Annotated in this window: 18 protein-coding genes; 4 read left to right on the top strand and 14 right to left on the bottom strand. The window is 43.4% G+C overall.

Going from position 1 to position 22,884, the window contains the following annotated elements:
- Positions 1-7: 7 nt before the first annotated feature.
- The 9 genes from FSB73_RS08700 to FSB73_RS24630 all read right to left on the bottom strand — a co-directional run bounded on the left by FSB73_RS08700 (position 8) and on the right by FSB73_RS24630 (position 9,892).
- Positions 8-994, bottom strand: a complete 987-nt coding sequence (locus FSB73_RS08700; RefSeq protein ID WP_262712548.1) for a glycoside hydrolase family 28 protein — start codon at positions 992-994, stop codon at positions 8-10.
- A gap of 23 nt (positions 995-1,017) precedes the next feature.
- A complete protein-coding gene (locus FSB73_RS24605) occupies positions 1,018-1,452 on the bottom strand; it encodes a glycosyl hydrolase family 28-related protein (protein WP_225974639.1) in 435 nt (144 codons plus the stop codon).
- 94 nt (positions 1,453-1,546) lie between these two features.
- On the bottom strand, positions 1,547-3,778 hold the full coding sequence (locus tag FSB73_RS08705; protein ID WP_146781110.1) for an alpha-N-acetylglucosaminidase: 2,232 nt from the start codon (positions 3,776-3,778) through the stop codon (positions 1,547-1,549).
- Positions 3,775-4,911 carry an acyltransferase family protein gene (locus FSB73_RS08710; RefSeq protein ID WP_146781111.1) on the bottom strand — a complete coding sequence of 379 codons (1,137 nt, stop codon included), beginning with the start codon at positions 4,909-4,911 and terminating at the stop codon, positions 3,775-3,777. Before FSB73_RS08710 ends, FSB73_RS08705 begins: the two co-directional genes overlap by 4 nt.
- 231 nt (positions 4,912-5,142) lie before the next feature.
- On the bottom strand, positions 5,143-6,051 hold the full coding sequence (locus FSB73_RS24610) for a RagB/SusD family nutrient uptake outer membrane protein (protein ID WP_225974640.1): 909 nt from the start codon (positions 6,049-6,051) through the stop codon (positions 5,143-5,145).
- A 44-nt stretch (positions 6,052-6,095) separates the two neighbouring features.
- On the bottom strand, positions 6,096-6,821 hold the full coding sequence (locus tag FSB73_RS24615; protein ID WP_225974641.1) for a RagB/SusD family nutrient uptake outer membrane protein: 726 nt from the start codon (positions 6,819-6,821) through the stop codon (positions 6,096-6,098).
- A 28-nt stretch (positions 6,822-6,849) separates the two neighbouring features.
- Positions 6,850-7,674, bottom strand: coding sequence for a SusC/RagA family TonB-linked outer membrane protein (locus FSB73_RS24620; RefSeq protein WP_225974642.1), 825 nt, complete (start codon positions 7,672-7,674; stop codon positions 6,850-6,852).
- Positions 7,638-9,551, bottom strand: a complete 1,914-nt coding sequence (locus FSB73_RS24625) for a SusC/RagA family TonB-linked outer membrane protein (protein ID WP_225974643.1) — start codon at positions 9,549-9,551, stop codon at positions 7,638-7,640. Before FSB73_RS24625 ends, FSB73_RS24620 begins: the two co-directional genes overlap by 37 nt.
- Positions 9,542-9,892, bottom strand: coding sequence for a carboxypeptidase-like regulatory domain-containing protein (locus tag FSB73_RS24630; protein WP_225974644.1), 351 nt, complete (start codon positions 9,890-9,892; stop codon positions 9,542-9,544). The genes FSB73_RS24625 and FSB73_RS24630 overlap by 10 nt, the downstream gene beginning before the upstream one ends.
- A gap of 485 nt (positions 9,893-10,377) precedes the next feature.
- On the opposite strand from FSB73_RS24630, the gene FSB73_RS24635 reads away from it, so the two are divergent.
- Both FSB73_RS24635 and FSB73_RS24640 read left to right on the top strand, forming a co-directional pair.
- Entirely contained in the window at positions 10,378-11,298 is a 921-nt protein-coding gene (locus FSB73_RS24635; RefSeq protein ID WP_225974645.1) for a hypothetical protein, read from the top strand.
- Between the two features lie 134 nt (positions 11,299-11,432).
- Positions 11,433-12,542: a hypothetical protein gene (locus tag FSB73_RS24640; RefSeq protein ID WP_225974646.1), complete on the top strand. Its 1,110-nt coding sequence runs from the start codon at positions 11,433-11,435 to the stop codon at positions 12,540-12,542.
- A gap of 63 nt (positions 12,543-12,605) precedes the next feature.
- Here FSB73_RS24640 and FSB73_RS08730 read toward each other — a convergent pair whose 3' ends face one another.
- From FSB73_RS08730 to FSB73_RS08740, 3 genes are all read right to left on the bottom strand, one after another.
- Positions 12,606-13,397: a carbon-nitrogen hydrolase family protein gene (locus tag FSB73_RS08730; protein ID WP_146781112.1), complete on the bottom strand. Its 792-nt coding sequence runs from the start codon at positions 13,395-13,397 to the stop codon at positions 12,606-12,608.
- A gap of 82 nt (positions 13,398-13,479) precedes the next feature.
- A complete protein-coding gene (locus FSB73_RS08735; RefSeq protein WP_146781113.1) occupies positions 13,480-14,559 on the bottom strand; it encodes a calcium:proton antiporter in 1,080 nt (359 codons plus the stop codon).
- A 228-nt stretch (positions 14,560-14,787) separates the two neighbouring features.
- On the bottom strand, positions 14,788-15,942 hold the full coding sequence (locus FSB73_RS08740) for an MFS transporter (RefSeq protein WP_146781114.1): 1,155 nt from the start codon (positions 15,940-15,942) through the stop codon (positions 14,788-14,790).
- A gap of 544 nt (positions 15,943-16,486) precedes the next feature.
- Here FSB73_RS08740 and FSB73_RS08745 point away from each other — a divergent pair.
- Together FSB73_RS08745 and FSB73_RS08750 are read left to right on the top strand one after the other, a co-directional pair.
- Positions 16,487-17,251, top strand: a complete 765-nt coding sequence (locus tag FSB73_RS08745; RefSeq protein WP_146781115.1) for a DeoR/GlpR family DNA-binding transcription regulator — start codon at positions 16,487-16,489, stop codon at positions 17,249-17,251.
- A gap of 281 nt (positions 17,252-17,532) precedes the next feature.
- On the top strand, positions 17,533-18,102 hold the full coding sequence (locus tag FSB73_RS08750; RefSeq protein ID WP_146781116.1) for a cysteine hydrolase family protein: 570 nt from the start codon (positions 17,533-17,535) through the stop codon (positions 18,100-18,102).
- A gap of 106 nt (positions 18,103-18,208) precedes the next feature.
- On the opposite strand, the gene FSB73_RS08755 is transcribed toward FSB73_RS08750, so the two are convergent.
- On the bottom strand, positions 18,209-20,287 hold the full coding sequence (locus tag FSB73_RS08755; protein ID WP_225974647.1) for a beta-L-arabinofuranosidase domain-containing protein: 2,079 nt from the start codon (positions 20,285-20,287) through the stop codon (positions 18,209-18,211).
- Between the two features lie 23 nt (positions 20,288-20,310).
- Entirely contained in the window at positions 20,311-22,785 is a 2,475-nt protein-coding gene (locus FSB73_RS08760; protein WP_146781117.1) for a glutaminase family protein, read from the bottom strand.
- Positions 22,786-22,884 lie beyond the last annotated feature (99 nt).

The raw sequence follows: 22,884 nt of genomic DNA on the forward strand, positions 1-22,884 counted from the left end.
TAATAGCCTATTTCCAAATAAGACGCCTTACTTTGTTTTGATATAAGGAGTCTCCATAATAAGCAGGTTTATGTTCTCCCCAGGTTACCGAACAGTTCCTGACGGTGATTTTCCCTGCTCTATCAAAATAAAAACCTGCCGTCTTACCTTTAACGAAGCCTTCGACCTCGGCTGGTCGCCGGTCATAAATTCCACCCGGGAAGGTTGTTGTCTTATCGATATGCACATCCACATTGTCAAATACAATATTGTCTATTTTATCTAATGATTCACCACTGACATAAACCCCGTTTTCACTATTACATTTGATATTTGTAAAATAGATATTACAAATCTTTCCGACACGGCCTTGCAAAGCCCCATCAGGGAACCTCATACTCGCATCCTTATTAGTAGACATAGCCCGGCGATAGGCAGTAACATATATTGGCTCTGCTTTACCCCACCAGACATCACTAAAAAGTCTTCCCTCAATAATCATATTAGAAAAAAGCACATTTTCCACGACGCCTTCATCCCTGTTCTGAATACCAATGCCTCTATTGCTATTGCTGATAATGCAATTATTAAAAACAACATTGCGGATGGTGTCCATATTTTCGGAACCAATCTTAATAGCGCAACTTCTGGACGTAAGCAGGCAATTGGCTACTGTAATATTTTCGCAACGTCCAAAATTTGCATATTCCCTTCTGTTTTTAAGGCAGATACAATCATCACCACTTTCTATATGGCAATCGCTGATCCTTACATTTTTGCTGTGATCAATATCAATGCCGTCACTATTGCGAACTTTTAAATTGTTTATAAGCGAAACGCCACTGATCACAACATCTCCACAACCAACCAAATGAATCGTCCAATAAGCAGCGTTAACTATTTGAACATTATGTATTCTGATATTTTGTCCATCAATCAAGGTTAAAACATGGGGCCTGGGATCTACCTCTTCGAACGGCTTCAATGCATAAGAATCATCCAATTCTGCACCCATAAACGAGACTCCATTTCCATCAATTATTCCCTTACCAGTAATACTAAAATTTTTATATGCTCGCCGCTGATCCACATGGTTCCCTCTGCCTTATTAGCTCTAAATGCGCTTAGGGTATATACCTTCGGATCAGGGTTTGCCTGTAGTCTGACGCCGCCATTTATATGGAGATCGAAATTAGATTTTACGGTTATGTGTCCTGTCATAAAAATATTACCCATACCCGAGTCAGTTCCATCAAACAAAACCTGCCCTCCACCTGCCTTACTACATGCATCTATTGCCTTTTGAATGGCCAAGGCATTGTCCGTTTTCCCGTCTGAAACAGCCCCGTATTCACGGACGTTATATACATGTTTCTGGACCGCGCCATTGGCCCTGGTATTTTGGAGCGTCCATCCAGACATTAGCAAAACGGCTAAAATGATCTTTATTCCCTGACTGTACTTTCTATTCATTTTCTTTAAACACATTTATCTTCTTTGATTTAACCTGCCATGTAAATCGGGTATTTCTGCCAGGGGAATTAATAAATAATCCCCCACATTATAATCAAAATGCCCCGGCAACCTGACCAATATATTTTTTGTACAACTGCTCAGATACCTGAATAGCGTCACCCTTTGTGTTTACTCGATAATCCTTGCGCTGTTTCACCCAATTCCATTCCCAGGTCTTTATGCTTGAATTAAAGCCGGCCATATCCATGGGTTTGCCCTGTTCAAGCGCCTCGGTGGCCAGCTTGAAAAATTGTTCCCAGCGCGGCTTATAAAAATCACTTAAGAGTCCGCTCCACTGCCTGCAAGCGTATTCATTTAATGGACAGTTCTTATCTCCCCATAAGGTAATTAAATCTTTTGCATTCTGCTCATACAATGCTTTCTCTTTAGATGTTGTTCCCCATTTTCTGGCAGCAGCCACCCATGGGCCCAACAAAAAATCTTGCCTTGTTCCGACCAACTGATCCAAATCCGAAATAAGCGCTATAAAAGCATTTGCCTGCTTTCTGAATGCTACTTTATCTTTCGCCTTATAAGCGGCAGCTACCCTTTGTTGAAGGATCAGCGCATAATTGGCCAACACCTGCCTGCCAACATCTACCAAATCAAATCTAAATCCATCACTCCGCTTGCAATCAGCAATGGCTGCAATCATCTCCGTCCAGGCGGGCACCAGATCATTACCATCATAATTCAGGCGGGTATTGGCCCATCTGGTCATCGAGTCAAATGTAGGTCTTGCCTGTATGATCGATTCATTACCATCTCTCTTGTATTTATCCTTAGGAACCGTATAGACTGTTTTGCGTAAAATATCCCATGCCTTCAGGGCGTGCTTACTTACAACTCCGTATCTATTGCGGATATAGGTGTTTAACCACTGATCCAGATCAATGGGCGCCCCGCGCCAGGTATTATCCATCATCAACTCATAAATCACCGGATTTTGATTGGTGGCTTCCATGGTAAGCCCAATACCTGAAAGCCTGCCTTTATCTGCACTATTTAGTGCAGCCGCAGGCTGCGTGGCCACCGTTTCCATTCTGCCAAATAGATTGTTATTTCCACCAAAGTTATTGAGCATATTCCAGATCCAGGGCTTGCCGTAAAACGCCTCAGTACGTTTCCAAACCGGTTCGATTTCCGTTGCCAGATCCAAAATGATCATTTTATCATCAGGTACGGCTTCTAGCAGTGCTTTAGTTTGCGGCGCCTGCCAAAAATGGCGGTCACTAAAAAACAACCAGCCCTGCATTACCCAGACCGCAGCCGAATCTGCCTTCTGCATCCCTTCGTAGATTTTGCGGCTTAGATCTGACAAATAGGCCGGAGCATCACTTGGCGGCTCATTCTCATTAAAAGTATCTGCCGAATATAAATGATCAGTACCCAACAGCTCCTTTTGCTTTTGTAAAAAGCGTTTGCCTATCTCAGCAAACAATGGATCATGGGCATCCAGAATATAGGTATCTGCAAAACCGTTATGCCAGTTTGTGGTCTTTAATTTTGCTTCCGGAAACTTTTCTTTAAACGCTTTAGGTACGTGCCCTGTAAATGCCGGCAAAACCGGCTTCATCCCCAGCGCTCTTTCCCGTTTGAGGATTTTCTTTTGGAGTTCAAAATGGCTTTTCATCCAATTAAGGGGCAATGGGCCACCCCAACCGTCCAGGTTTCCCATCCAAAACCAGGCAAAATAAGCTGGTCCACTGAAAAACCCTTTCAACTCAGCATCGGAAAACCCCATATCCTTATATACCTGGTACCAGGTATATGCTTCTCCCGTGATGGCTAGCGGCATATTTATGCCATGCAGGGCCATCCAGTCAATCTCTTTTTCCCAGCGGTCCCAATCCCACCAGCTCATCGTATAGTTAAAGGTGCAATAATTAAGATAATACCGGTACTGATAAGGGGTTTCTTGCCTGATCAACTTTGTAGGTACGGGTAACTTATCTGGCAAAGGAAGATGCTGTCCATTCCAGGTAATCTGAATATGACAGTCCTGCTTGAGATAGAAGTATAAGGCAGCTGCGATTGAGCCCGCATTATTGCCTTTAAGTAGGATTTTGTCTCCTTGGCCCTCAACGACAAACACATCACGTCCATTATTCGCTGGAATTTCTTCCAGGATAAATTGAGCGGCATGTTTAGCAATAACTCTATCAATCAGCCCTTTGGCTGCCCTTAGGTTTAGTTGAGCCTTGACGCTACTGTTACCTAAAGAAATAAAAACACAACAAAACAAAACGCCAATTATTCGCTTATTTAAATATTTCTTGCTCATAATTTTAAAAATATTTTCTTTTTATACAAGTACCAGAGTAGGACAAACTGTATCACCGCCACTCCGGACCAGATAAATGCGTCGTGGTACGGACTGGAAATAAAATGCAGCAGTCCCCCAAATATAAAATAAGCAGAGGATTTAAAATCGATTATTCCGTGAGCCGCCATGTAGATCAGGATAGAATTGCAGCCTAGCCACACCAAGGGCATCGACCAACGTTTAAACCCGAGCACATCTATCACATAATAAAACAACGCAAGTAAGATCAGACTCCAGCCGCCGGCATATAGCACAAATGAGCTGGTCCACATGTTTTTATTGATTGGAAATACGGTATTCCATATACTGCCTAGCAAAACAAGGGTTAGTCCTCCAAGTAAAATCCACAGTGCTTTTAGATTTTTAGAGATCCCTTTTTTGTTGAGCAATTCACCTGTAAACACGCCTAATAAGGCAGATCCTACAGCCGGAATAGTTGATAACCAACCTTCTGGATCATAAATGGTCCTATGTAATTTTCCGGGCAAAAACAACCTGTCAAACCATGCAGCCAGATTGCCTTCCGGCGTTAAATTACCCCTGCCAAATCCAGGTACAGCAATTAAAGTCATCATGGCCCAATAACCAAGTAAAATACCGACGAGCCAAATAAGGCGGCTTTTAAAATTAGTGTTCAAATAAATTATGGCTGCGAATAAAAGACTAAGAGCGATCCTGCCAAGCACACTGGCAAAACGCGTATCTGCATAACTGGCAAAATGTAGATCTCCGTTTACCACCATACCCAATAAAATTAAAAGAATCGTTCTGCGGATCAGCCCTATGTAAATTTCCTTTTTGCCTTTTTGCCCTGTCAGATTTTGGTGTTCTAGATGTTTTTTAAATGAAAAGGGCATACTGACGCCAGCTATAAAAATAAACAGTGGAAAGATCAGATCATAAAAACTAAAGCCATTCCATACAGAGTGATGGAGCTGATTACTGGCACCTACGATAAAACGCTCCCAACCACTTAAATGATTATTAATGGCAATCTGGTAATCCGTTTTATTTTGTACAAGATGATATTTTGCCTTTACCACTGAGGCTAAGCCATGCACAATCCCTTCTCCACTAACTATCCAGAACATATCAAACCCCCTTAACGCATCCAGAGAGCTTAATCTTTGAGATTTCGGCTTAATTGGAGCAAGATCTATATTTTTTTGTTTCCCTGCCAATGAAATAAGAATCTAGATGACCTTTAAATAATCGATTATAAAGATAAATAGACTGTTTCAGAAAATAAGGCCTTTTTTCCCTTAATGTAAACTCGCCTAAAACGATATCCTGAAACAGTCTCTTATCATTAATCTATTGATCTAATTACTTTTTACATAACCCGGATTCTGATCCAGCTTAGGATTAGCGGTAATGGCAGCTGTCGGAATCGGGAATATTCTGCGATAGGTGTCTTTATTGGTTTTAAACCCATAAGTATCCTCAAATTTGCCAAATCGAATCATATCATCTCTATGTTGGCATTCCCAGGCAAATTCCCGGCATCTTTCTTCATAAAGTTGTTCTAGGTTCACCGATGTCCACGGTGCAGCAGTCGTTCGATTGGAACGCAGCTCATTTACCAAGGACAAGGCTGTCTGCCCATCTGTTGGGCTTCCTCCTCTAAGAATGGCCTCAGCCTTCATAAGTAGGATATCCGAATACCGGTATACGGGGACATCATTGTTTTGATTTCTGGTCGCAGAGTTATTGTCTGGATAAAATTTAATATTTCGTGCACCCTGATTCCATGCGATTTCATCATTACCACAGTCCAATAGGGATGCATTTTGACGTAGCTGGATGGCAGTATCAATGGTCAGGTGATATACATATGGGTCTTTTGCATCGGCTCCCGTATAAAACTGATTATATCCTTGTTTGGTCGTAGCAACCATAATAGGGTTGCCATCCTCCCAATACTGTGGACCATAGAGCCATTGTTTTAGACGAATATCCTCGGTATCCCTCAAAAAGTAATTCAGGAAACTAGATAAAGTTGCCCTTGGGCCGCTTGGCTTACTGTTAACCAGCCCGTTTCCCGCTGTCTGGTTAACAACAGGATCCGTATTGGAACCGACTGTTGCACCAGAATAGCCATATTTCATCCCCAGATTGCGATTCAAATCATACCGTCCATAATACATATACCCGTCTGTTGTTGAAGGATCATAGGGTATGGCAAAAATAAACTCAGATTGTGTCGTCGGACCATTATCCGGATAGAACATTTTAAGATAGGTGCTTCTAGGCTGAATTGCATACTTACCAGAATTTATAATACTATCACAAGCTGCAATACATTCGTTGTATTTTGATCCCCCGTATAAACTTCTGCATTCAGATACATTTTGGCTAATAGCGCGTAAGCAAAATACCTGGTGGGTTTTCCATAAGTTGTCGCGTCCACTTCAGTCTTAAGATCTGGGATAATAGATTTTAGTTCTGATTCCACAAAATTAAAAACGTCCACGCGATTAGCTCTGGCTTGCAAGCCAGGACTCGGATAGATGGTGTCCAGCGGAACGCCGCCATAAAGATCCATTAGTTCCCAATAAGCATAGGCTCTTATAGCCCTTACCTCAGCCAAGCTCGAACTTTTGGCCTCGCCATCAGGTGCATTGCGCAATAGGTACAGCGTCTGATTACAAGTACCTACCAGACCTGTTACATCATTCCAGGCAGTAGTCGTCCAATTATGATCCGGTGTCCACGTATGGCGGTGTAGCATTTCATAACTGGCTCCGTCATACCAATTGCCTCCGAAAGCAAGTAATACCGATTCATCCGTTGAGCACTCCTGCATAAAAAAATAAGTGAGCGCATAATGACCGCGCAGGCTGGTATATACGGGTCCGATAAGCGCCTGAAACTGTGCCTCCGTCTGGGGAAACACCTCTTGCGTATATAAGGATTTGGGTGTCACATCCAATTTATGACAGCCAAGTATAGCCAGTGGCAATAAGACCGGAATTATATATTTTAAAAGCTTTTTCATCATTGTTTAATTTAAGGTTGATTACATTGATTTAGAACCCTATGTTTACCCCAAATACCAGGGTCCTGGTTTTAGGATAGAAGTTATTGCCATCTACACCTAAACCCACACCGCCCTGATTGATCTCCGGATCAATCCCAGTATACTTTGTAATAACAAACAAGTTGTTGGCTGTCAGATAGAACTTAAGACCCTTAATGGCTGCGGTGTTTTTAAGTGGCACTTTATAGCCAAGTGTCGCATTATCGAGTCGCACATAGTTCCCACTCTCAATATAACGAGTAGAATATGCATTATTTTTAGCATCCGTCATTTTATCCTGCTTAGCGTAAGTGCTGATATTATTGACAGCAGCATTCACCGTATAAGAAAGGTCTGCTTTTGTAACATTAAAAATTTTACTGCCAAAAGAACCCCTGAAAAAGAAATTCACATCAAAATTCTTATAGCTAATCGTGTTGGTCCAACCCAATAACACCTTCGGATGAGGGCTACCTGCATAAACATAATCTGCGCCAATATCAGGTGATGTAGTTAGTGAACCATCCTTAGATCTAAACTGAGAATTTCCATCAGCATCCTTGCCTTCATATTGTAATGTAAAGAATTCCCCGATCGGATAGCCTACCTTTAATATTTGAAGTGTGCTGTTGGTCTGCCCCGGGCCATCAGGTTGCGTATAACGGATAGAATCAGAATTGACACCATATTTAGCGGGTCCTTCCATATTGAGAATCATATTCTGATTGGAGGCCAGGTTCAGCCCTGTGTTCCAGGAAAAGTTGCCTGTTTTAACAGGTGTAGCATTTAAACTTAATTCTATCCCACGGTTACGAACCTTTCCTCCATTCCCCAAACAACGCCTCCTGGCACAATGGTACTACTAACTGTATAGGAGAATATCATATTCGTGGTGATCTTATTATACAAGTCTATAGTTCCCGTCAACTTTCCGCCAAACAGCCCAAAATCCAACCCCAGGTTGGTTGTAGAAGTAACCTCCCATTTAAGGTCAGGGTTGGAGCCTTGTGCCACGCCTATTGCGGTTTCATATTGCCCATTATTATAATAGGTGCCATAGCTTCTAAAAAGCTGTTTAGCGGTATAGGCCCCAAAACCAAAGGCATTCCCGGTTTGCCCATAACTGGCTCTCAGCTTAAGCTCACTAAACAGATGCTGATTCTTCATGAAATTTTCCTGATCAATTCTCCAACCCACGGATACGGAAGGAAAATAACCCCACTGATTATTGGTACCGAAAACTGAACTTCCATCTCTTCTAACAGAGGCCTGAAAAAGATATTTTCCGTCGTAGTTATAATTAACACGAAAGAAATCGGAGATAAACTTAGTCGTTTCATAATTGGTATTGCCAAAATTGACATTATAACCGCTCACAGTCTGGTAATTACCCAATCCCAGATTATAATAGCTAGTGTAATCTGAAACAAAATTGGTATTGCTGGCCTGAAGCCCATCACCTGAGTTATTTTGTTGCCAGGAATACCCAAGCACAGCGGTAATGGAATGTTTGTCTAGTACCTTATCCCAACTCAGGTAAGACTCGATGGTGGTCGAGTTGTTTTCATAAGCACTACGATAAGCCGCTCCGCTTTCTCCAAAGGTTATCAGGCCTTTTGTCGTAAATCCAGGGTCTGGGTTGCTGTAAAAACCTGACTTATAGTTATCAGAATAATAGCTGTTATAATACTCGCCATGAAGTGACGTGTATTTTTGGTAGGCTGCATTGACATTATATTTGAAGCCCCACGGCAAGGTAGCTTCAATGGTAAAATTACCCATTAATGTGTTGTATTTTGTGTTATCCTCTGCATTATTGATCAGAGAAACAGGATTGTAATAGCCCGGTGTATTAAAATTCTCAAAATAGGACCCATCTTCATTATATACTGGTGAAGTTGGCAGATGTCTGGCCGCTTGTTGCAATACCACATTACGTAGTGGAGTATTGTCAGCCTTACTACTGGCGTTGGTTATATTCAACCCCAGCTTGACTTTATCATTTAAAACCTTTTGACGTAAGCTAAGTCTGGCAATGAGTCTGCTCAAATTGCTTTTAAGTAGAATCCCTTCCTTATCAAGATAGTTCAGACTGGCACTATAATTACTTTTGTCATTGCCTCCACTAAAAGAAATATTGTGGTTGTGAGAAATCGCCTGAGACCTTTCTATGGCCTTCATCCAGTCCGTATTAAAACCCAGATCATTTTCCGGGGAAATTGCGTTGCCATTGCCCTCTACATAAGATTTAATCTGGCTGGTATTCATCACGTCCAGTTTTCCGGAAACCTTCTCCATCCCAACATATCCATCATAGGATGCGACCGTTTTTCCTGCTTTACCGGATTTAGTTGTAATAATAATAACCCCGTTGGACGCCTTATTTCCATAGATGGCCGTAGCGGCTGCATCTTTTAGCACTTCAACTGAAGCGATATCAGAGGAGGCGACAGTAGTAATATCTGCACCGGGAATTCCGTCAATCACATAAAAAGGGCCCTGGGGACTATTAATCGTAGATGCGCCACGCAGCACCACGGCAGCAGAGGCATTAGGATCTCCACTGGAGGTAATATTGAGCCCTGGCACCTTGCCCTGCAATAACTGCCCAACATCTCCTGTGACGGCCCTATTCATCTCGTCTGGTTTTATGGAGGTGATGGCACTGGATAATGTCTTTTTAGAATTATTGCCATAACCGATCACCACCACATCAGACAGATTTTCGTGGAAGGAACCAGTTGAATGCGATAAGTTAATGCATCTGTCACATCAACCTGTGCCAATGAAAATGAAACGGCACTGATTTCCAGGACATCTCCCTGCTCGGCCGCAACAACAAAATGGCCTTCTTTATCGGTAACAGTAGCCGCAGTCTTGTCTTTTATTTTGACTGTGGCAGCCACCACCGGGAGATTCTTATCATCCAAAACGGTTCCATTAATGGTTTTTACCTGGGCTTTTGCACCCACGGCAACAAATAAACTTAGTAACAGAAAAATGGCTGCCGCCAGTCGGCATTGCGGCCTACGCTTACATTTTATTATTATCATAGTTAAGGGTTTAGTTTTATTAAGGTTGGGTTTGTTGGATAATGACGTTTTAATTTCAAGATGCATATCGCATTTATCATTCTGGTTTTCGTGTCGTTATTTGTAAAAATTACAATTAAGCCAAAAATAACATTATTTAACATAACAAAATTTAAACGCCCCGTATTTATTTGCGAAAACGCTTTCGTGAAATTGCCCTGGTAATGACGCCCAATTGCCTTCGAAGAATTTTCACCTTTTAAGTCAAGACGCGTACAAAACACCCGACTATTTCTGCAGCTTTGTAGCATATTGCAAAGGCATTCTCCACAGGCTTTAACCAATATTTTCATTTTCACTCGCAACTATTGCCCAAATTTGTGATTAGCACCAATTTGCCATGGGTAATCCATAAAAATGCCCTTAATTTAGTTAGTTTCGTAGGGTTTGATAATCTAATGCTTATCCAAAAGCAATTAGTTTGTATTATAAAATTTAAAAAGGCCATGAAGCTTATTACTATCGGAGCTGTAATGCTATTTTGTATCTCCTGTCACGGGGCGCATTCCAATTCCAATAACGGGAAAGATAAAATAGACAGAAAAGCCGTTGTTTCCCGCCATGATGTGCACCTAACAGAGGTCGACACCCTGGGGTCACTAACAGTGGGTAACGGAAAATTTGCCTATACCGTGGATGTAACCGGACTTCAAAGTTTCCCGGTAGCGTACGCCAATGGAGTCCCACTAGGGACACAGTCCGAGTGGGGCTGGCACAGCTTCCCCAACGACAAACACCTAACATTTAAGGAAACCCTGGATACCTTTAATTTTAATGGCAATCATCCGGCGCTCTATTCTGTTCAGAAAAAGACAGGCCGCGGCAAACTGGCATCGGACTATTTTAGAGCCAATCCACAGCGCATTCAGCTGGGCAATATCGGGCTAGTTCTGCTCAAAAAAGATGGATCCCAGGCAACACTCTTAGACATTAAAGACATCAATCAAACCCTGAACCTATGGACTGGCATAATAACCAGCCAGTTCAAACTGGAAGGCACCCCGGTAGAAGTCATTACTTGTGCCGACAGCAGTAAAGACGCTATTGGTTTTCAGATAAAATCAGCCCTCTTAAAGACAGGCAGCATAAAAGTCCGGTTTCGATACCCGACCCCAATGACCAGTTTTGCAGACAAGGCGGTTAATTATGCTAATTACGCAGGCAATACAACCAGTCTCTCTCAAAAAGATGGCCAAGCCATCTTCCTTAGAAAAATAGACACCACACAATATAACGTCATCGCCGCATGGAAAGGCCAGGCTGCTGTCACCCAAAAAGGCCAGAATGATTTTCTGCTGGTTCCAGACACAAACCAGGCGACATTTGCCTGCACTGTTGATTTCAGCCTAGTCATAATTCCTCTTTAAACCCTAGTACTGCGCTCAATTTCGCGGCGATAAAGAGTCATAGTATCCACGGCTGGCAACATTTTTGGCAATCAGGCGCTGCTGTAGATTTTGGGCAGTGCACCGATAAAAGAGCCTTTGAACTGGAGAGAAGAGTGGTCTTATCTCAATATCTACTAAGGGTTCAGGAGGCTGGCAATAATCCGCCCCAGGAAACCGGTTTGACTTATAATAGCTGGTATGGCAAACCCCATATGGAAATGATCTGGTGGCATATGGCCCAGTGGGCCTTATGGGGTAGGCCAGCGTTGCTTTCACCTGCACTAAGCTGGTATACCCGGGCAAAAGGCACCGCTAAAGCGATTGCAGAACGCCAGGGCTATAAAGGCCTTCGCTGGCCCAAGATGACCGATAATCAAGGCCGGGAAACCTCCTCCAATGTCGGCTCCTTCCTTATCTGGCAAGAGCCGCATCTGATCTATCTGGCAGAATTGATTTATCAGGATACGCATAACCTGGATTTTATGAAAAAATACCAGGATCTCGTTTTTCAGACCGCAGATTTTATGGCCTCCTTTGCCACTTACGACAGCCTGACCGGACGGTTTAACCTAGGCAAAGGGATTATCCCTGCTCAGGAATGTTTCAAGGCCTCCGAGACATTTAATTCCCCTTATGAACTGGCATATTGGAAATGGGCGCTTCAAACGGCGCAAAACTGGCGCACAAGGCTTCAACTTCAGCCAAATGCAGATTGGCAAGAAGTAATAGACCACCTGGCACCTTTATCTATACAAAACGGCCTATACAAAGGCGCCGAGGATGTTGCTGATTCCTATTCTCCTAGTAGTCCTTATACGATCGATCATCCCGCGGTTCTTATGGCACTAAGCATGCTACCGGCAGGAAGTACTGTAGACACCGCTATTATGAGTAAGACCTTTGATACGGTAAAAAAAGTCTGGCATTGGGAACACACATGGGGCTGGGATTTCCCCATGGTAGCCATGACTGCAGCCAGGTTACATAAGCCCGAAGAGGCCATCAATGCGCTATTCAAAGATGTAAAGACCAACACTTACTTAGTAAATGGACATAATTATCAAGACGGTAGGCTTACGATCTATCTACCTGGGAATGGAGCACTGCTTTCTGCTATCGCACTGATGTGTGCCGGGTCAAAGGAAGACCCTGAGCACAATCTCGGCTTCCCCAAAAACGGGCAGTGGAATGTAAAATGGGAAGGCTTTGAACAGTTGCCTTAAAAGCAGTAAGGCCCAAAAACTAAAAAGAACGGATGCCCGGCTTTACCAGCAGTGTAGCGTATATCAATCTTTATACAAATCAGGCCCCAGCCTTTTGGCATAAATACCTGTGGCCTGATGCAGGTCTATGTCCACCACCAATACGCCTTCCTTTCCATAAGGCTGGTAGTCAAGACAAGTACCATCTGGCGCAAACACCGCACTGGCAGACTCGGGATATTTTGAGCTGTAGTTTACACTGGCAAAAAATATTCCATTTTCCAAAGCACGCATCATCATGGCCTTCTCATAATAAGGATTTTGGGGCGATAGAAACGTCGTCAATGTTTCTCCTGTAATATTACTCCCGCCAAAATGCGGATGAAAGACCAGCTGCGCCCCACGCCGGGCGCACCAACGCACAGATTCAGGGTACCTGAACCCTTCATGACAAATAACAATACCAAAGGTCAAATCATCTATTTGGAATAATTGCCTTTCAGTCCCGGCTGTCCAGTAATCATCCTCACTTGGATCCAACTGATTTTTAGTTTGAAAACCCTGAACATCTCCACTGGAATCAATTACGTAAACCAGATTCATCAGTTTTCCTTCCACAAAACCGTCCATGGGAAGAATAATAGCGATACTGCTTTGGCGGGCGATGGCCTTTGCGCGTTCTAAACCCTTCGCTAGCTTCTTGGGCGACAGATCTTCAGGGTCAAAACCCATGCCTGGATAACCCGGCAAATATGACTCCGGAAAGCATACAATTCTTGCCTCTTGTTGTGCAGCCTGTCTGACCAAGCGCTCCAGATTTAGCAGCCCCTGACTTAATCCCTTAGGAATGGGAGCAGCTGCAAGTGCAATTTTCATGATTTTCCCTTTTTAGCTCTTTTTTTACGCCTTTATCCGATTAAGTAAAACCGTCTTTTCCCAAATTTACGATGTCTGTTTGTTATGGGAAAATAACAGTAAATACATAAGCCACCAGATTGACCAGCAGTACCACCCCATATAAGATATTCGTTTTGCCCTTACTTAGAGACAACATAACCGTAAAGACCGATAATCCCAATAAAATCATTGATTTTGTATCCAAGCCCAATACAACATTCAACCCAAACAATCGGCTAACAAATACAACTGAGGGAATCGTCAGCCCAATGCTTGCCAGCGCAGAACCGAGCGCCAGGTTGAGACTGACCTGCAGATTATTTTTTCTGGCAGCAATAATCGCCGCCATCCCTTCCGGTAACAATACCACTGCTGCTATCAGCACACCCACTAAAGAAGTCGGAAGACCCGCTTCAATAACAGCAGCTTCAATGGTAGGCGAAAAAGCCTTGGCCAGTAATACAACCACCGCCAGACTAATCAACAGAAAAATAAGACTAAGTGTCACTTTTGTTTTCGTCGGGGTTACCTCCCCATGAACGATGATTTCTTCTCCACCTTCTGTTTGATTTAAAAAATAATTTTTATGTCGCACGGTCTGTACCAGCAGAAAAGTCCCGTAAATAGCCAAGCAGGCAAAGGCAATAAAAATCAGTTGCGCTTCGCTATACTGTGGTCCACTGACACTGGTTGTATAATTGGGCAAAATTAACGTCAGCACCAAAATAGCAATCAGGCTTACCAGTGCAGTATTAACGGATTCCTTTTGAAAGGATTGCTCAAAATGCTTGGCACTCCCCACCAGGATACAAATACCAATGATGGCATTTAAAATCAGCATTACCGCCGAAAAAACAGTGTCTCTTGCCAAATACAACGCTTTCTCTCCACCAGACATCATTAGTGCAATGATCAGCGCTACCTCAATCACGGTAATCGCTACAGCCAATAAAATTGTTCCAAAGGGCTCTCCGACACGCGCAGCAATAACCTCTGAATGATGCACAGCGGCCAGCACGGCTCCGATCAGCAAAGCACCAGTGATGATCTGAACTATTTGGGCGCCTTCCGCCCAACCCAAAAAATAGGCTAGCCAGGCAACGATTGGAAGAAGTAAAGACCAGTTTAAAAATTTTTTCATCCAGGAATCTGATTTATAAATATGAAATTGTATGACTTTGATGCATTGTCTTACATTGTCTTGCAATGATCTGCTTAAAAATAAACTTTTTCCAAAAGCTTCTAGTCGTCTATTTAGTTTATTTCTAAGAGAATTGCAAAGTTTTCCCCACTAAGAGCTGTCATGCCCGGCAAATTTTACTACCTCAGGCCACCACTCATTTCTACCAGCAAAAATTAAACCTTTTAACTAGCCTAGGCGATTCTTGCGTAATATGCAAAAGCAAAGAACACCCATCACCAGCCATTCTAGCAGGATGGCCACGGTCATGAGATGAATCCCAGCGTATTGAACAATAAGGCCCATCAAATAATTGACCAGCATATTGCCGGCAAGGGCCAAAACCAGTACTATACCAAAGGCGGTTGCACTAAGCTGCTTGAACCTTTGGCCAACCATACCCAACATAAGCGGGAACCCTCCAGCAAGTCCGGCCCCGATAAGCACAAGTGCCCCAATGATTATCCAGCGATCCTTGCCCCAGGTAAGCAGGCTCAAGCCCAAAATCAGCAGCGAAAAGGCCCCTAACCATAGCTTATCCTGGGTGCACTTCCTTAAAACACTTCCCAAAAGCAACCGCATTACCGTCATTCCCACGACAGATAAAGACAGGGCAAATAAGGCCAGGTTCCCGGCAAACTGTTTCACACCGATCAGGTAAGACGTACTCCAATTATTAATTATGGATTCCAGACTGCTTTGGCAAAAAAGAAAAAAAGCGATCATAATAAGGACCGGATCCCGCAATAATTTTTGGACTTCTTTTATTGGAAAACCACCACTCAATTTAGCTGGCGGAAACCCGATCATTAAATAAAACAGCCCCGACAAAAGGCAAAGACCACCAATTATAGAAATAATGATTTCATAAGGCACAACTTTTTCAAAAGCGCCCAGAACAAGTGGCATCCCTAGCGCACCCAGACCAAAGAAAACACCCAAAACACTTAAATTAGCCCCTTTACCGTCTTCACTTAAATCCGATACCAAGGCACTCGTAGCACCGTTGATTGCTCCGCCGCCCAATCCAAACAAGAAAACACTTAATTTGAGCAGTCCAAAAGAGGTAGCATAGACAACCCCTTCAAAACCCAAAAACATACTAAAGCAACAACTGGCCAAAATATATTTATAACCGTACCGGTCTGAAGCCGGCCCAAAGAGAAGGGATCCAAAAAGAATACCTAATGGCAGTATAGAAAATAAAGTGCCGGCCCCCATTTCATCCAACACAAAACGCCCCATTAAGGCCTGCTTTACAGACCCGAGCATCGTAATCCCGGCCCCAAAAAGCAAAATGGCTATACAGGCGCCTGCAAAAACCAAATGTTGTTTACGATTCATAAAAACAAGCTTTAGAGGTATCAATATTGCTGCTACCCGCCCAAGGAACAGATAGGGTAAAAACCAGGTTAACAACAGCTTGATGCATAAAATGACCGCACATTTTTACAAATTATGGTTGACAAGAGTTTGCATACAATAAAATTGGACGATCAAGCGCCGCGGCTTTGCAGCTTTGTACCATAAAATTACTTAACCCTGCACAAAAAGGCAATCTTTTTATGTAAATACTGATTAACGGCTATTTCAATTTTGTCTACATGCGCTTCTCCTTTTAAAAGGGTATCCGGGTGACTTCCTACGCCAATTGTTAGATTACTGCTTATAAATAGGGGTATATCTTATCATAAATATTCAATATCTTTGTTTGGCGCACCTGCTTTTTAAATCGTAAAGCTGATGATTAATCCGATTGATATAATAAAATATCGTACTTTTATTTAGCGGTTTTATGCAGGTTTATACTTTTTACTAAGTTGCCTGGAACATAACTGCAGGAACTTGTTTTACTAAAAACGAAGTTACATTCTTAAAATGAAAGAACATGGAAATACCAACGACTGGTCTTTTTAAAAATGAAAGACATGCATTTATCATAAAGGAGATTAATTTGCACAATAAAGTTCTTTCCTCAGAACTAAGCCAAAAATTAAATGTTTCAGAAGATACCATTCGTCGGGACCTGGCAGAACTCGCAGATGCCGGTGAACTTATCAAAGTTCATGGTGGCGCCCTTTCCAGATCTTATCATTATCCCATCCAGCAAAGTAAAACCTATGCCCATGAGGCCAAAAAAGCGATCGGCAAAAAAGCCATCCAATTACTGCGTCCCGGCGCCCATATTCTGATCGGCACCGGCACCACCATGCTGGAGCTGGTGCGTCAGATACCGGACAGCCTGGAGGCTACCTTTTTTACCGTCAGTCCATTAATGGCGCTTGAACTAGCCACCCATCCATTACTCAAAGTTATATTAATTGGCGGTCAATTAGATATGTCTTCCCAAATTAATATTGGCGAGAAGCCCATTGCCGAACTGGCAGAAATCAAAGTGGATATTTGCCTGCTGGGTGCCTATGGGATAGACCCCAAAGATGGTCTGACAGAAAATGACTGGTCCGTAGCACAGGTAAAAAAAGCCATGCTCAGGTCCGCCAGGCAGCTGGCAATCATTACCATCGCAGAAAAGCTAGACTCTTCACTTCCCATGGTTTTATGCCCCTTAAAAAATATAGACTATCTCATTACAGAACTCAATCCAAATGACCCCAGACTGGATGGTTACAGAAATGATATTGCGCTATTATAACCTGACCTGCATGGGTCCATGCAATAAACCGGCAAAAAAAGACTTTCTTATTAATTAATTGCACGTCCAATCACTACATCATTATTATGCCCTGTTGCTCAGTAAAAAAAGGCATAATCTACACCCAAGATAGCACTGTTTAACAGTATCCGCTAAACGGCTCAAATTGCAGCATTAACCATTCATATGCATCCGAGTGACGGGTATATGCTTATTTTTGTCCGCTGCTCAGATAAAAACACGCAGACTTTTTTAATCAACTATTACTTTATATTATTTCTATGGAGGCAAATAACAATAACGATACAGCGCTACTGATCATGGATGTTCAGACACATACCCTAAAATCCCTGAAAGACGCCAACTATTATGTACATGGAATTGCAAAAGCGACCGCTGCCGCCAGGCAGGCAGGAGTCCCCATCATCTATATCGTGGTGGGATTTAAGCCGGGCTATCCTGAGGTTCACCCGGACAATAAGGCCTTTGCCAGTATCAAAAAAATGGATGTCGGCCTTGACAATGCAGACAATTATGCCGTTCCCGCCTCTATTGGCCCCAAAGAAGGGGATTTACTGCTCATCAAAAAGAGATTCAGTGCCTTTGCCGGCAGTGGCCTGGATCTTATTTTGCGCGCTAAACAAATAAAACATCTGGTCCTCGCTGGTATATCGACCAGTGGCGTGGTATTATCCACTCTCAGAGAAGCAGCCGATAAAGATTTTAAAATAACCGTTTTGGCAGACGGCTGCTCAGACAAAGACGACAGCGTCCATCAAGTGCTGTTGGAAAGGGTTTTCCCCAGACAAGCCCTGGTAACGACTATTGATGACTGGTGTGCGGGGCTATAACAACCCTTATAGTTCTAAGCATAAGGACGCCTCTTTTCCTTTGAAGGAAAAGAGGCGTCCTTTGCAAAAATCAATTTAAGCCTTGATTCAATTTTTAAGATCTGCGCTATTTATTTTCAACAACCGGGAATGAGGAAATCCGCAGCCGGGTAGCCCCCATTGGAATAAGCGTTACACTTTCCACAGGTGTTTGAACAGCTACCGGACTCTGGGGCAACACGCCACAAAGGCCATGTTCATCTACTTTCCAGGAAGGAATTTTTCTGGCCTTGGCCTGTATTTCCAGGGGAACTGATCCTGGCGTAAACGGCATAGAATCCTTAGGCCAGGGCTTTTGTTTGACCACCCAGCCTGAGATATCTCCATCTGCCGGCAAAATCAAGCCATAATTCCAGGCACTGGCCGGGTAAATGTTATAAGCAGGCCACTTAGACGGATCTGCATCCTTTTGCCAGTGAGAATCACCAATAGCTGATTTGCGGCTATCCTCTTTCTCAAATCGTTCTTTAATCTTTAAAGAAAAACTCAAAGGGCCATAATCTACGCTGACGCTGTTTTTATTTTTTGCCCACTTTTTAAGTGTGGGTTGCATAGGAAGCCTAAGGGTAATCTTATCCCCATTTTTCCAGGCCCCGTCAATCCTGGCATATCCGTCTGCCGACAGGTTTTGGGAAACAACTTTTCCGTTAACCAGTACTTCTGCCTCCTGGCACCATCCCGGAATCCTCAGATATACAGGAAAATGAATGGTTTTGGGTGTTTTCACTGTAAAACGGATTTCCTGTTCAAAGGGATAATTGGTCTCTTCTTTTAAGGTAACTGTAGTCCCACCAGCGACTTTCGCCTGCACGGAACTGGCACTATATAATACCGCGGCAAGGCCTTTATCGGGCGTAGCCATCCACAGATTCTCCGCATAATAAGGCCAACCCTGCGCATGGTTATGCTGGCAACATCTGCTGCTAAAGGGATTCATCATTAAAAAAGGGCCGCTATTTTCTATGCCTGGACTGTGGTTCTTATTATCACTGATCACCATATTGGGTGCCGTTAAATAGCGCAGGGATTTAAAATCAGGCATCACCGCTGCCGGATAAGTATTAAATGCCACATTTTCGCAGTTATCCGCCCAAAAGGGATCGCCTGTAAAACGCAGCAGCATTTCATCTGAGGCCATTTGTTCTACCATCCCGCAGGTTTCCACCGCCTGATGTGGGTCTGTATAGCCCGGGCGGGCATTTTCATCTGCGCCAAACATGCCACCAGGAACCTGACCATAAATATTACGCACCAGGTAAAAATCCCGGTAAGTAGCCTTCAGGTCAGAAGAGTCCTTTGAAAGCATGTAATAGGTGGCCGGCTCTCTAAAGCTTTGAGCAATATTTACATTGTGCCAGTTGGGCAGATTATTTTGCTGTTCCCAGTCCGCAGTATTGCGATGAATCTTTTCGGCCAGTTTTAAAAGCATCTGATCCCCGGTACGGTTATATAACCAATATACACTGTAAAGATTGTCACCACCACGGCTATTTTCCCAATAGTCTTTTAAAAACAGACTGTCCGGGAGATTATTTTCCCATTTAAAATAATTGGTCATAAAGGGGATGACCCTGCTGTCTTTACTATAATCATAATAGGACTGAAGACACCACAGCATAATCATATTGGGCCATAAATCAGGCTTGCCGTTTCTTAAGGTTAACGGCCCAAAATAACCGTCTGGCCTTTGTGTTTGTAAAACAGCCTCAATCCAGGTTTTCGTTTCCTTAAGCATGGTGGGATCTTTCAGGATATAAGCCATATCTCCATAGCCCTTCAACCAATAAGGCACTTCTTCCCATCCATGGCCTCCTTTGCCTTCCTTATCCAGCCAGGCATTGTCCTTTTTTTCCAACCAGGCACTGATTTCTCCTAAATGGCCTGTCAGCCCATCTCTTTGAAGTTCCAGGTATTTTTTCAACCAACCGGCAGGTTGTATGCTGCCGATTGGCAGCTTTACAAAATGAGTCGGTTTTAAAGGTGCCTTATTGCCAACATAGTAAGGATTGGCAGATTGCGTAGCAGGGTAAGCCACCTGGCTGACGTTCACCCGCTGCGCATTTGTAGGTTGCGTTAGCCCCATTATCAGACCCTGACAAAGGATAATTCCTGTTATATACCGCGCATACTTTTTAAAAGATTGCATAAATATTTCCTTTTTAAATTATTTTATTTTGTCAGTTGTTGTTCCAGAATCCGCATATAATAACCCCCTACGACACTGCGCGCCTGAAAGCCCACCTGATGCCCATTGGTTGTTTCATGCCAGTCACTTAGTGGAACGCGGTCCGGTGTCTGGGTGGCAAACTTGTAAATGGGGTCTATAAAAGTGTCAAAATCCGATCTTGAAGTCGCCATACTGGCAGTCCACATGATCCAGTCTGATTTTGTATAGGTTTTTCTACTATCCAGCGGTAAGCCAAAGGCCAGCTGTTTATTTTTATAGAAAGCCAGTTCTTTTGCCGCTACCGTAGACGGGAAGGCATTTATGCCCAGCATTTTATCCCAGACCAGGTTATATTTCTGACTCCAGCTAGACTTAGGACCGCCAAATGTCAGGGTGTAATGATCGCCTGCGTCCGCCATCTGCTGCCATTTAGCAGCCATCTGCTTAGCGGTCGCACTGTATTTTTCAGCAATATCTTTTTTGCCTAACATGCCTGCGAGTTTACCATATGCACCAACAGCTTCAATCGCTTTTATGGAAAGATTCGCATTTCTGGCCAAATGGCCGGCAAAATCATCTGTACAAAGTTGATTGGCTGGGTCCATACCCTGCGTAGCTAGATAATCTGTCCATGTAGTAAGCGTATTCCAGTGTTTTTTAGCATAATCCGCATTGCCTTCTACGCTGGCAATAGCTGCCGAAAGGATGACCATATTACCAGCCTCTTCCACCGGCATATCCTCTCCATAGGTCTGGCCATTGGCTAGTGGATAAGTACCCAGATCATGGGCAGGAAATGGTTTTTCCCATCGCCCGCTTTCACTATAATAGAAAATACCATTCATCATGCCTTTTAATAAATCGGGATTGTATAACAGATACAGCGGTGAAGATGGATAGGTTATATCCACCGTGTTGATTGATCCATTACTAAAGTTTTCCTTCGATAAGAATAAGAGCTCTCCTTTGGGAGACTGTACAATGGCATGGGCAGCGATACTTTGGCGGTAAGCCAGGTTAAGCAGATGTGCATATTTTTCCCCGCCTGTTTTTATCCCCTTTTCATTAATGGATTTATCCAGTTGGTTGCAGCTGGCAAGGACCTGATCATGTTCTTTGGCTGCACGCAGCATTTCTCCCTGGATGGTCTGTTTACCATCTTTATTCCACCAGGGTCTTAAATTCTCATGAAAAAACTGAACGGCATACCTTTCGTCATAGGCAAGTTCCATATAAGTGGCGGCATTATCTTTCACCATCCCCAGATCCTCAACCGTATTTAATCCAAGCCCCTTGCCCTGCATAGTGGCTGCTGTATTAATTTTATTTTGTAAGAAAGCAGCGACGCCCTCCTGGGCAGTTGTGGAAATATATTGTTTCAGACGATCAGAGGATTTAGCACCCACATAAAAATATCCCCAGTTGATGCGCACATTATCCCCTTTCTTTTTTAAAATAGGCTGCGCCGTAGTTCCCGTCTGCAGATAAGAAAGCCCGCCCTCATTTTTACGGAAGGCAACGACCTGCTCAAAAGGCTGATTTACCGCTACATCAGAACTTACACCCAAAAACAGTTTTACCTGATGTTGCTTACCATCCAGGCTTTTGACCTGATATTCAATATAAGAAACAGGTCTGCTTAAGACATCCATTTTGTCCAGTAAAAGTGGCGACACAAACTGCACATCAAGGGCGACGGCACCTGCCTTAAACTGATAGGTAGTCTGCGTTGCCTTTACAGCCGCATTTGTTTGTGTAGCCAGCTGAACCTGCTGCAATGCTTTGGGGCGGACTGGCTGCACAAGCCCCGCATCCAGAAAAGCACCGCCGGCGGTATTGGCACAATGAATGGCCAGCACATTTTTACCTGCTTTCAGCAGGCCCTTTAAATCAATCGATTTTTTGGGCTTAATATAACTATCTGTCCAGCCCTTTTTATGAAAGATCTCTTTGCCATTTAAATACACTTCAACATTATCATCATGACTGATATTTAGCAAAACAGGGCCTTTATCCAACTTGGCAGGGTCAGCCTCAAAGCTGCGACGCATCCAGATATTATCTGTTTTCCAGCTTGTTTTTGCCTTATGCCCGTCATCGCCGAAAGGCGCCTGACCTTTCGCCCATTTTTGATCATTATAATCTACGCCTGTCCAGTCACCACCTGGCCGCTCAAAGCTGTAACGGGCTTCATAAGCAACACTTTGTGTCGTAGGCAGCACCTCATTATAAGTCACCGGCGATTTACCCAAAAACCGGTAAAACTGCTGATCGACCTGGATGATGCCAACTAAGGACTGGGGGGCACCCGTCCAGTGTACAGTTGTACTTTGATTAAGCTGATCGGTGGAAGACCAGATACTAAAATAACTGTCATGAGTAATAAGGGGTAGGAGGGCGCAATTTGCTTTGCTGGCGTCTGCGCATGCAACGATGTTGCCATTGCTGAAAAAATCAGCGCACTGGCAATGCGCCATTTACCCATCAAACGGAGGTACTTTACTTGATACATCTTTACTAATACATCTTTTAAAAACGTTGGAAAATAATAGAAATGGGTTAGGCGTGTAGTGATG

It is taken from the genome of Arachidicoccus ginsenosidivorans (assembly GCF_007971385.1).
Taxonomy (GTDB): domain Bacteria; phylum Bacteroidota; class Bacteroidia; order Chitinophagales; family Chitinophagaceae; genus Arachidicoccus; species Arachidicoccus ginsenosidivorans.

Coding starts and splice junctions, on each gene's coding strand:
- FSB73_RS08700 (WP_262712548.1), bottom strand. CDS start 994: ATGGGTGCAGAATTGGATGATTCTTATGCATTGAAGCCGTTCGAAGAG.
- FSB73_RS24605 (WP_225974639.1), bottom strand. CDS start 1,452: ATGAATAGAAAGTACAGTCAGGGAATAAAGATCATTTTAGCCGTTTTG.
- FSB73_RS08705 (WP_146781110.1), bottom strand. CDS start 3,778: ATGAGCAAGAAATATTTAAATAAGCGAATAATTGGCGTTTTGTTTTGT.
- FSB73_RS08710 (WP_146781111.1), bottom strand. CDS start 4,911: ATGTTCTGGATAGTTAGTGGAGAAGGGATTGTGCATGGCTTAGCCTCA.
- FSB73_RS24610 (WP_225974640.1), bottom strand. CDS start 6,051: ATGTTCTATCCGGATAATGGTCCGACGACACAATCTGAGTTTATTTTT.
- FSB73_RS24615 (WP_225974641.1), bottom strand. CDS start 6,821: ATGATGAAAAAGCTTTTAAAATATATAATTCCGGTCTTATTGCCACTG.
- FSB73_RS24630 (WP_225974644.1), bottom strand. CDS start 9,892: ATGATAATAATAAAATGTAAGCGTAGGCCGCAATGCCGACTGGCGGCA.
- FSB73_RS24635 (WP_225974645.1), top strand. CDS start 10,378: ATGAAGCTTATTACTATCGGAGCTGTAATGCTATTTTGTATCTCCTGT.
- FSB73_RS08730 (WP_146781112.1), bottom strand. CDS start 13,397: ATGAAAATTGCACTTGCAGCTGCTCCCATTCCTAAGGGATTAAGTCAG.
- FSB73_RS08735 (WP_146781113.1), bottom strand. CDS start 14,559: ATGAAAAAATTTTTAAACTGGTCTTTACTTCTTCCAATCGTTGCCTGG.
- FSB73_RS08740 (WP_146781114.1), bottom strand. CDS start 15,942: ATGAATCGTAAACAACATTTGGTTTTTGCAGGCGCCTGTATAGCCATT.
- FSB73_RS08745 (WP_146781115.1), top strand. CDS start 16,487: ATGGAAATACCAACGACTGGTCTTTTTAAAAATGAAAGACATGCATTT.
- FSB73_RS08750 (WP_146781116.1), top strand. CDS start 17,533: ATGGAGGCAAATAACAATAACGATACAGCGCTACTGATCATGGATGTT.
- FSB73_RS08755 (WP_225974647.1), bottom strand. CDS start 20,287: ATGCAATCTTTTAAAAAGTATGCGCGGTATATAACAGGAATTATCCTT.
- FSB73_RS08760 (WP_146781117.1), bottom strand. CDS start 22,785: ATGGCGCATTGCCAGTGCGCTGATTTTTTCAGCAATGGCAACATCGTT.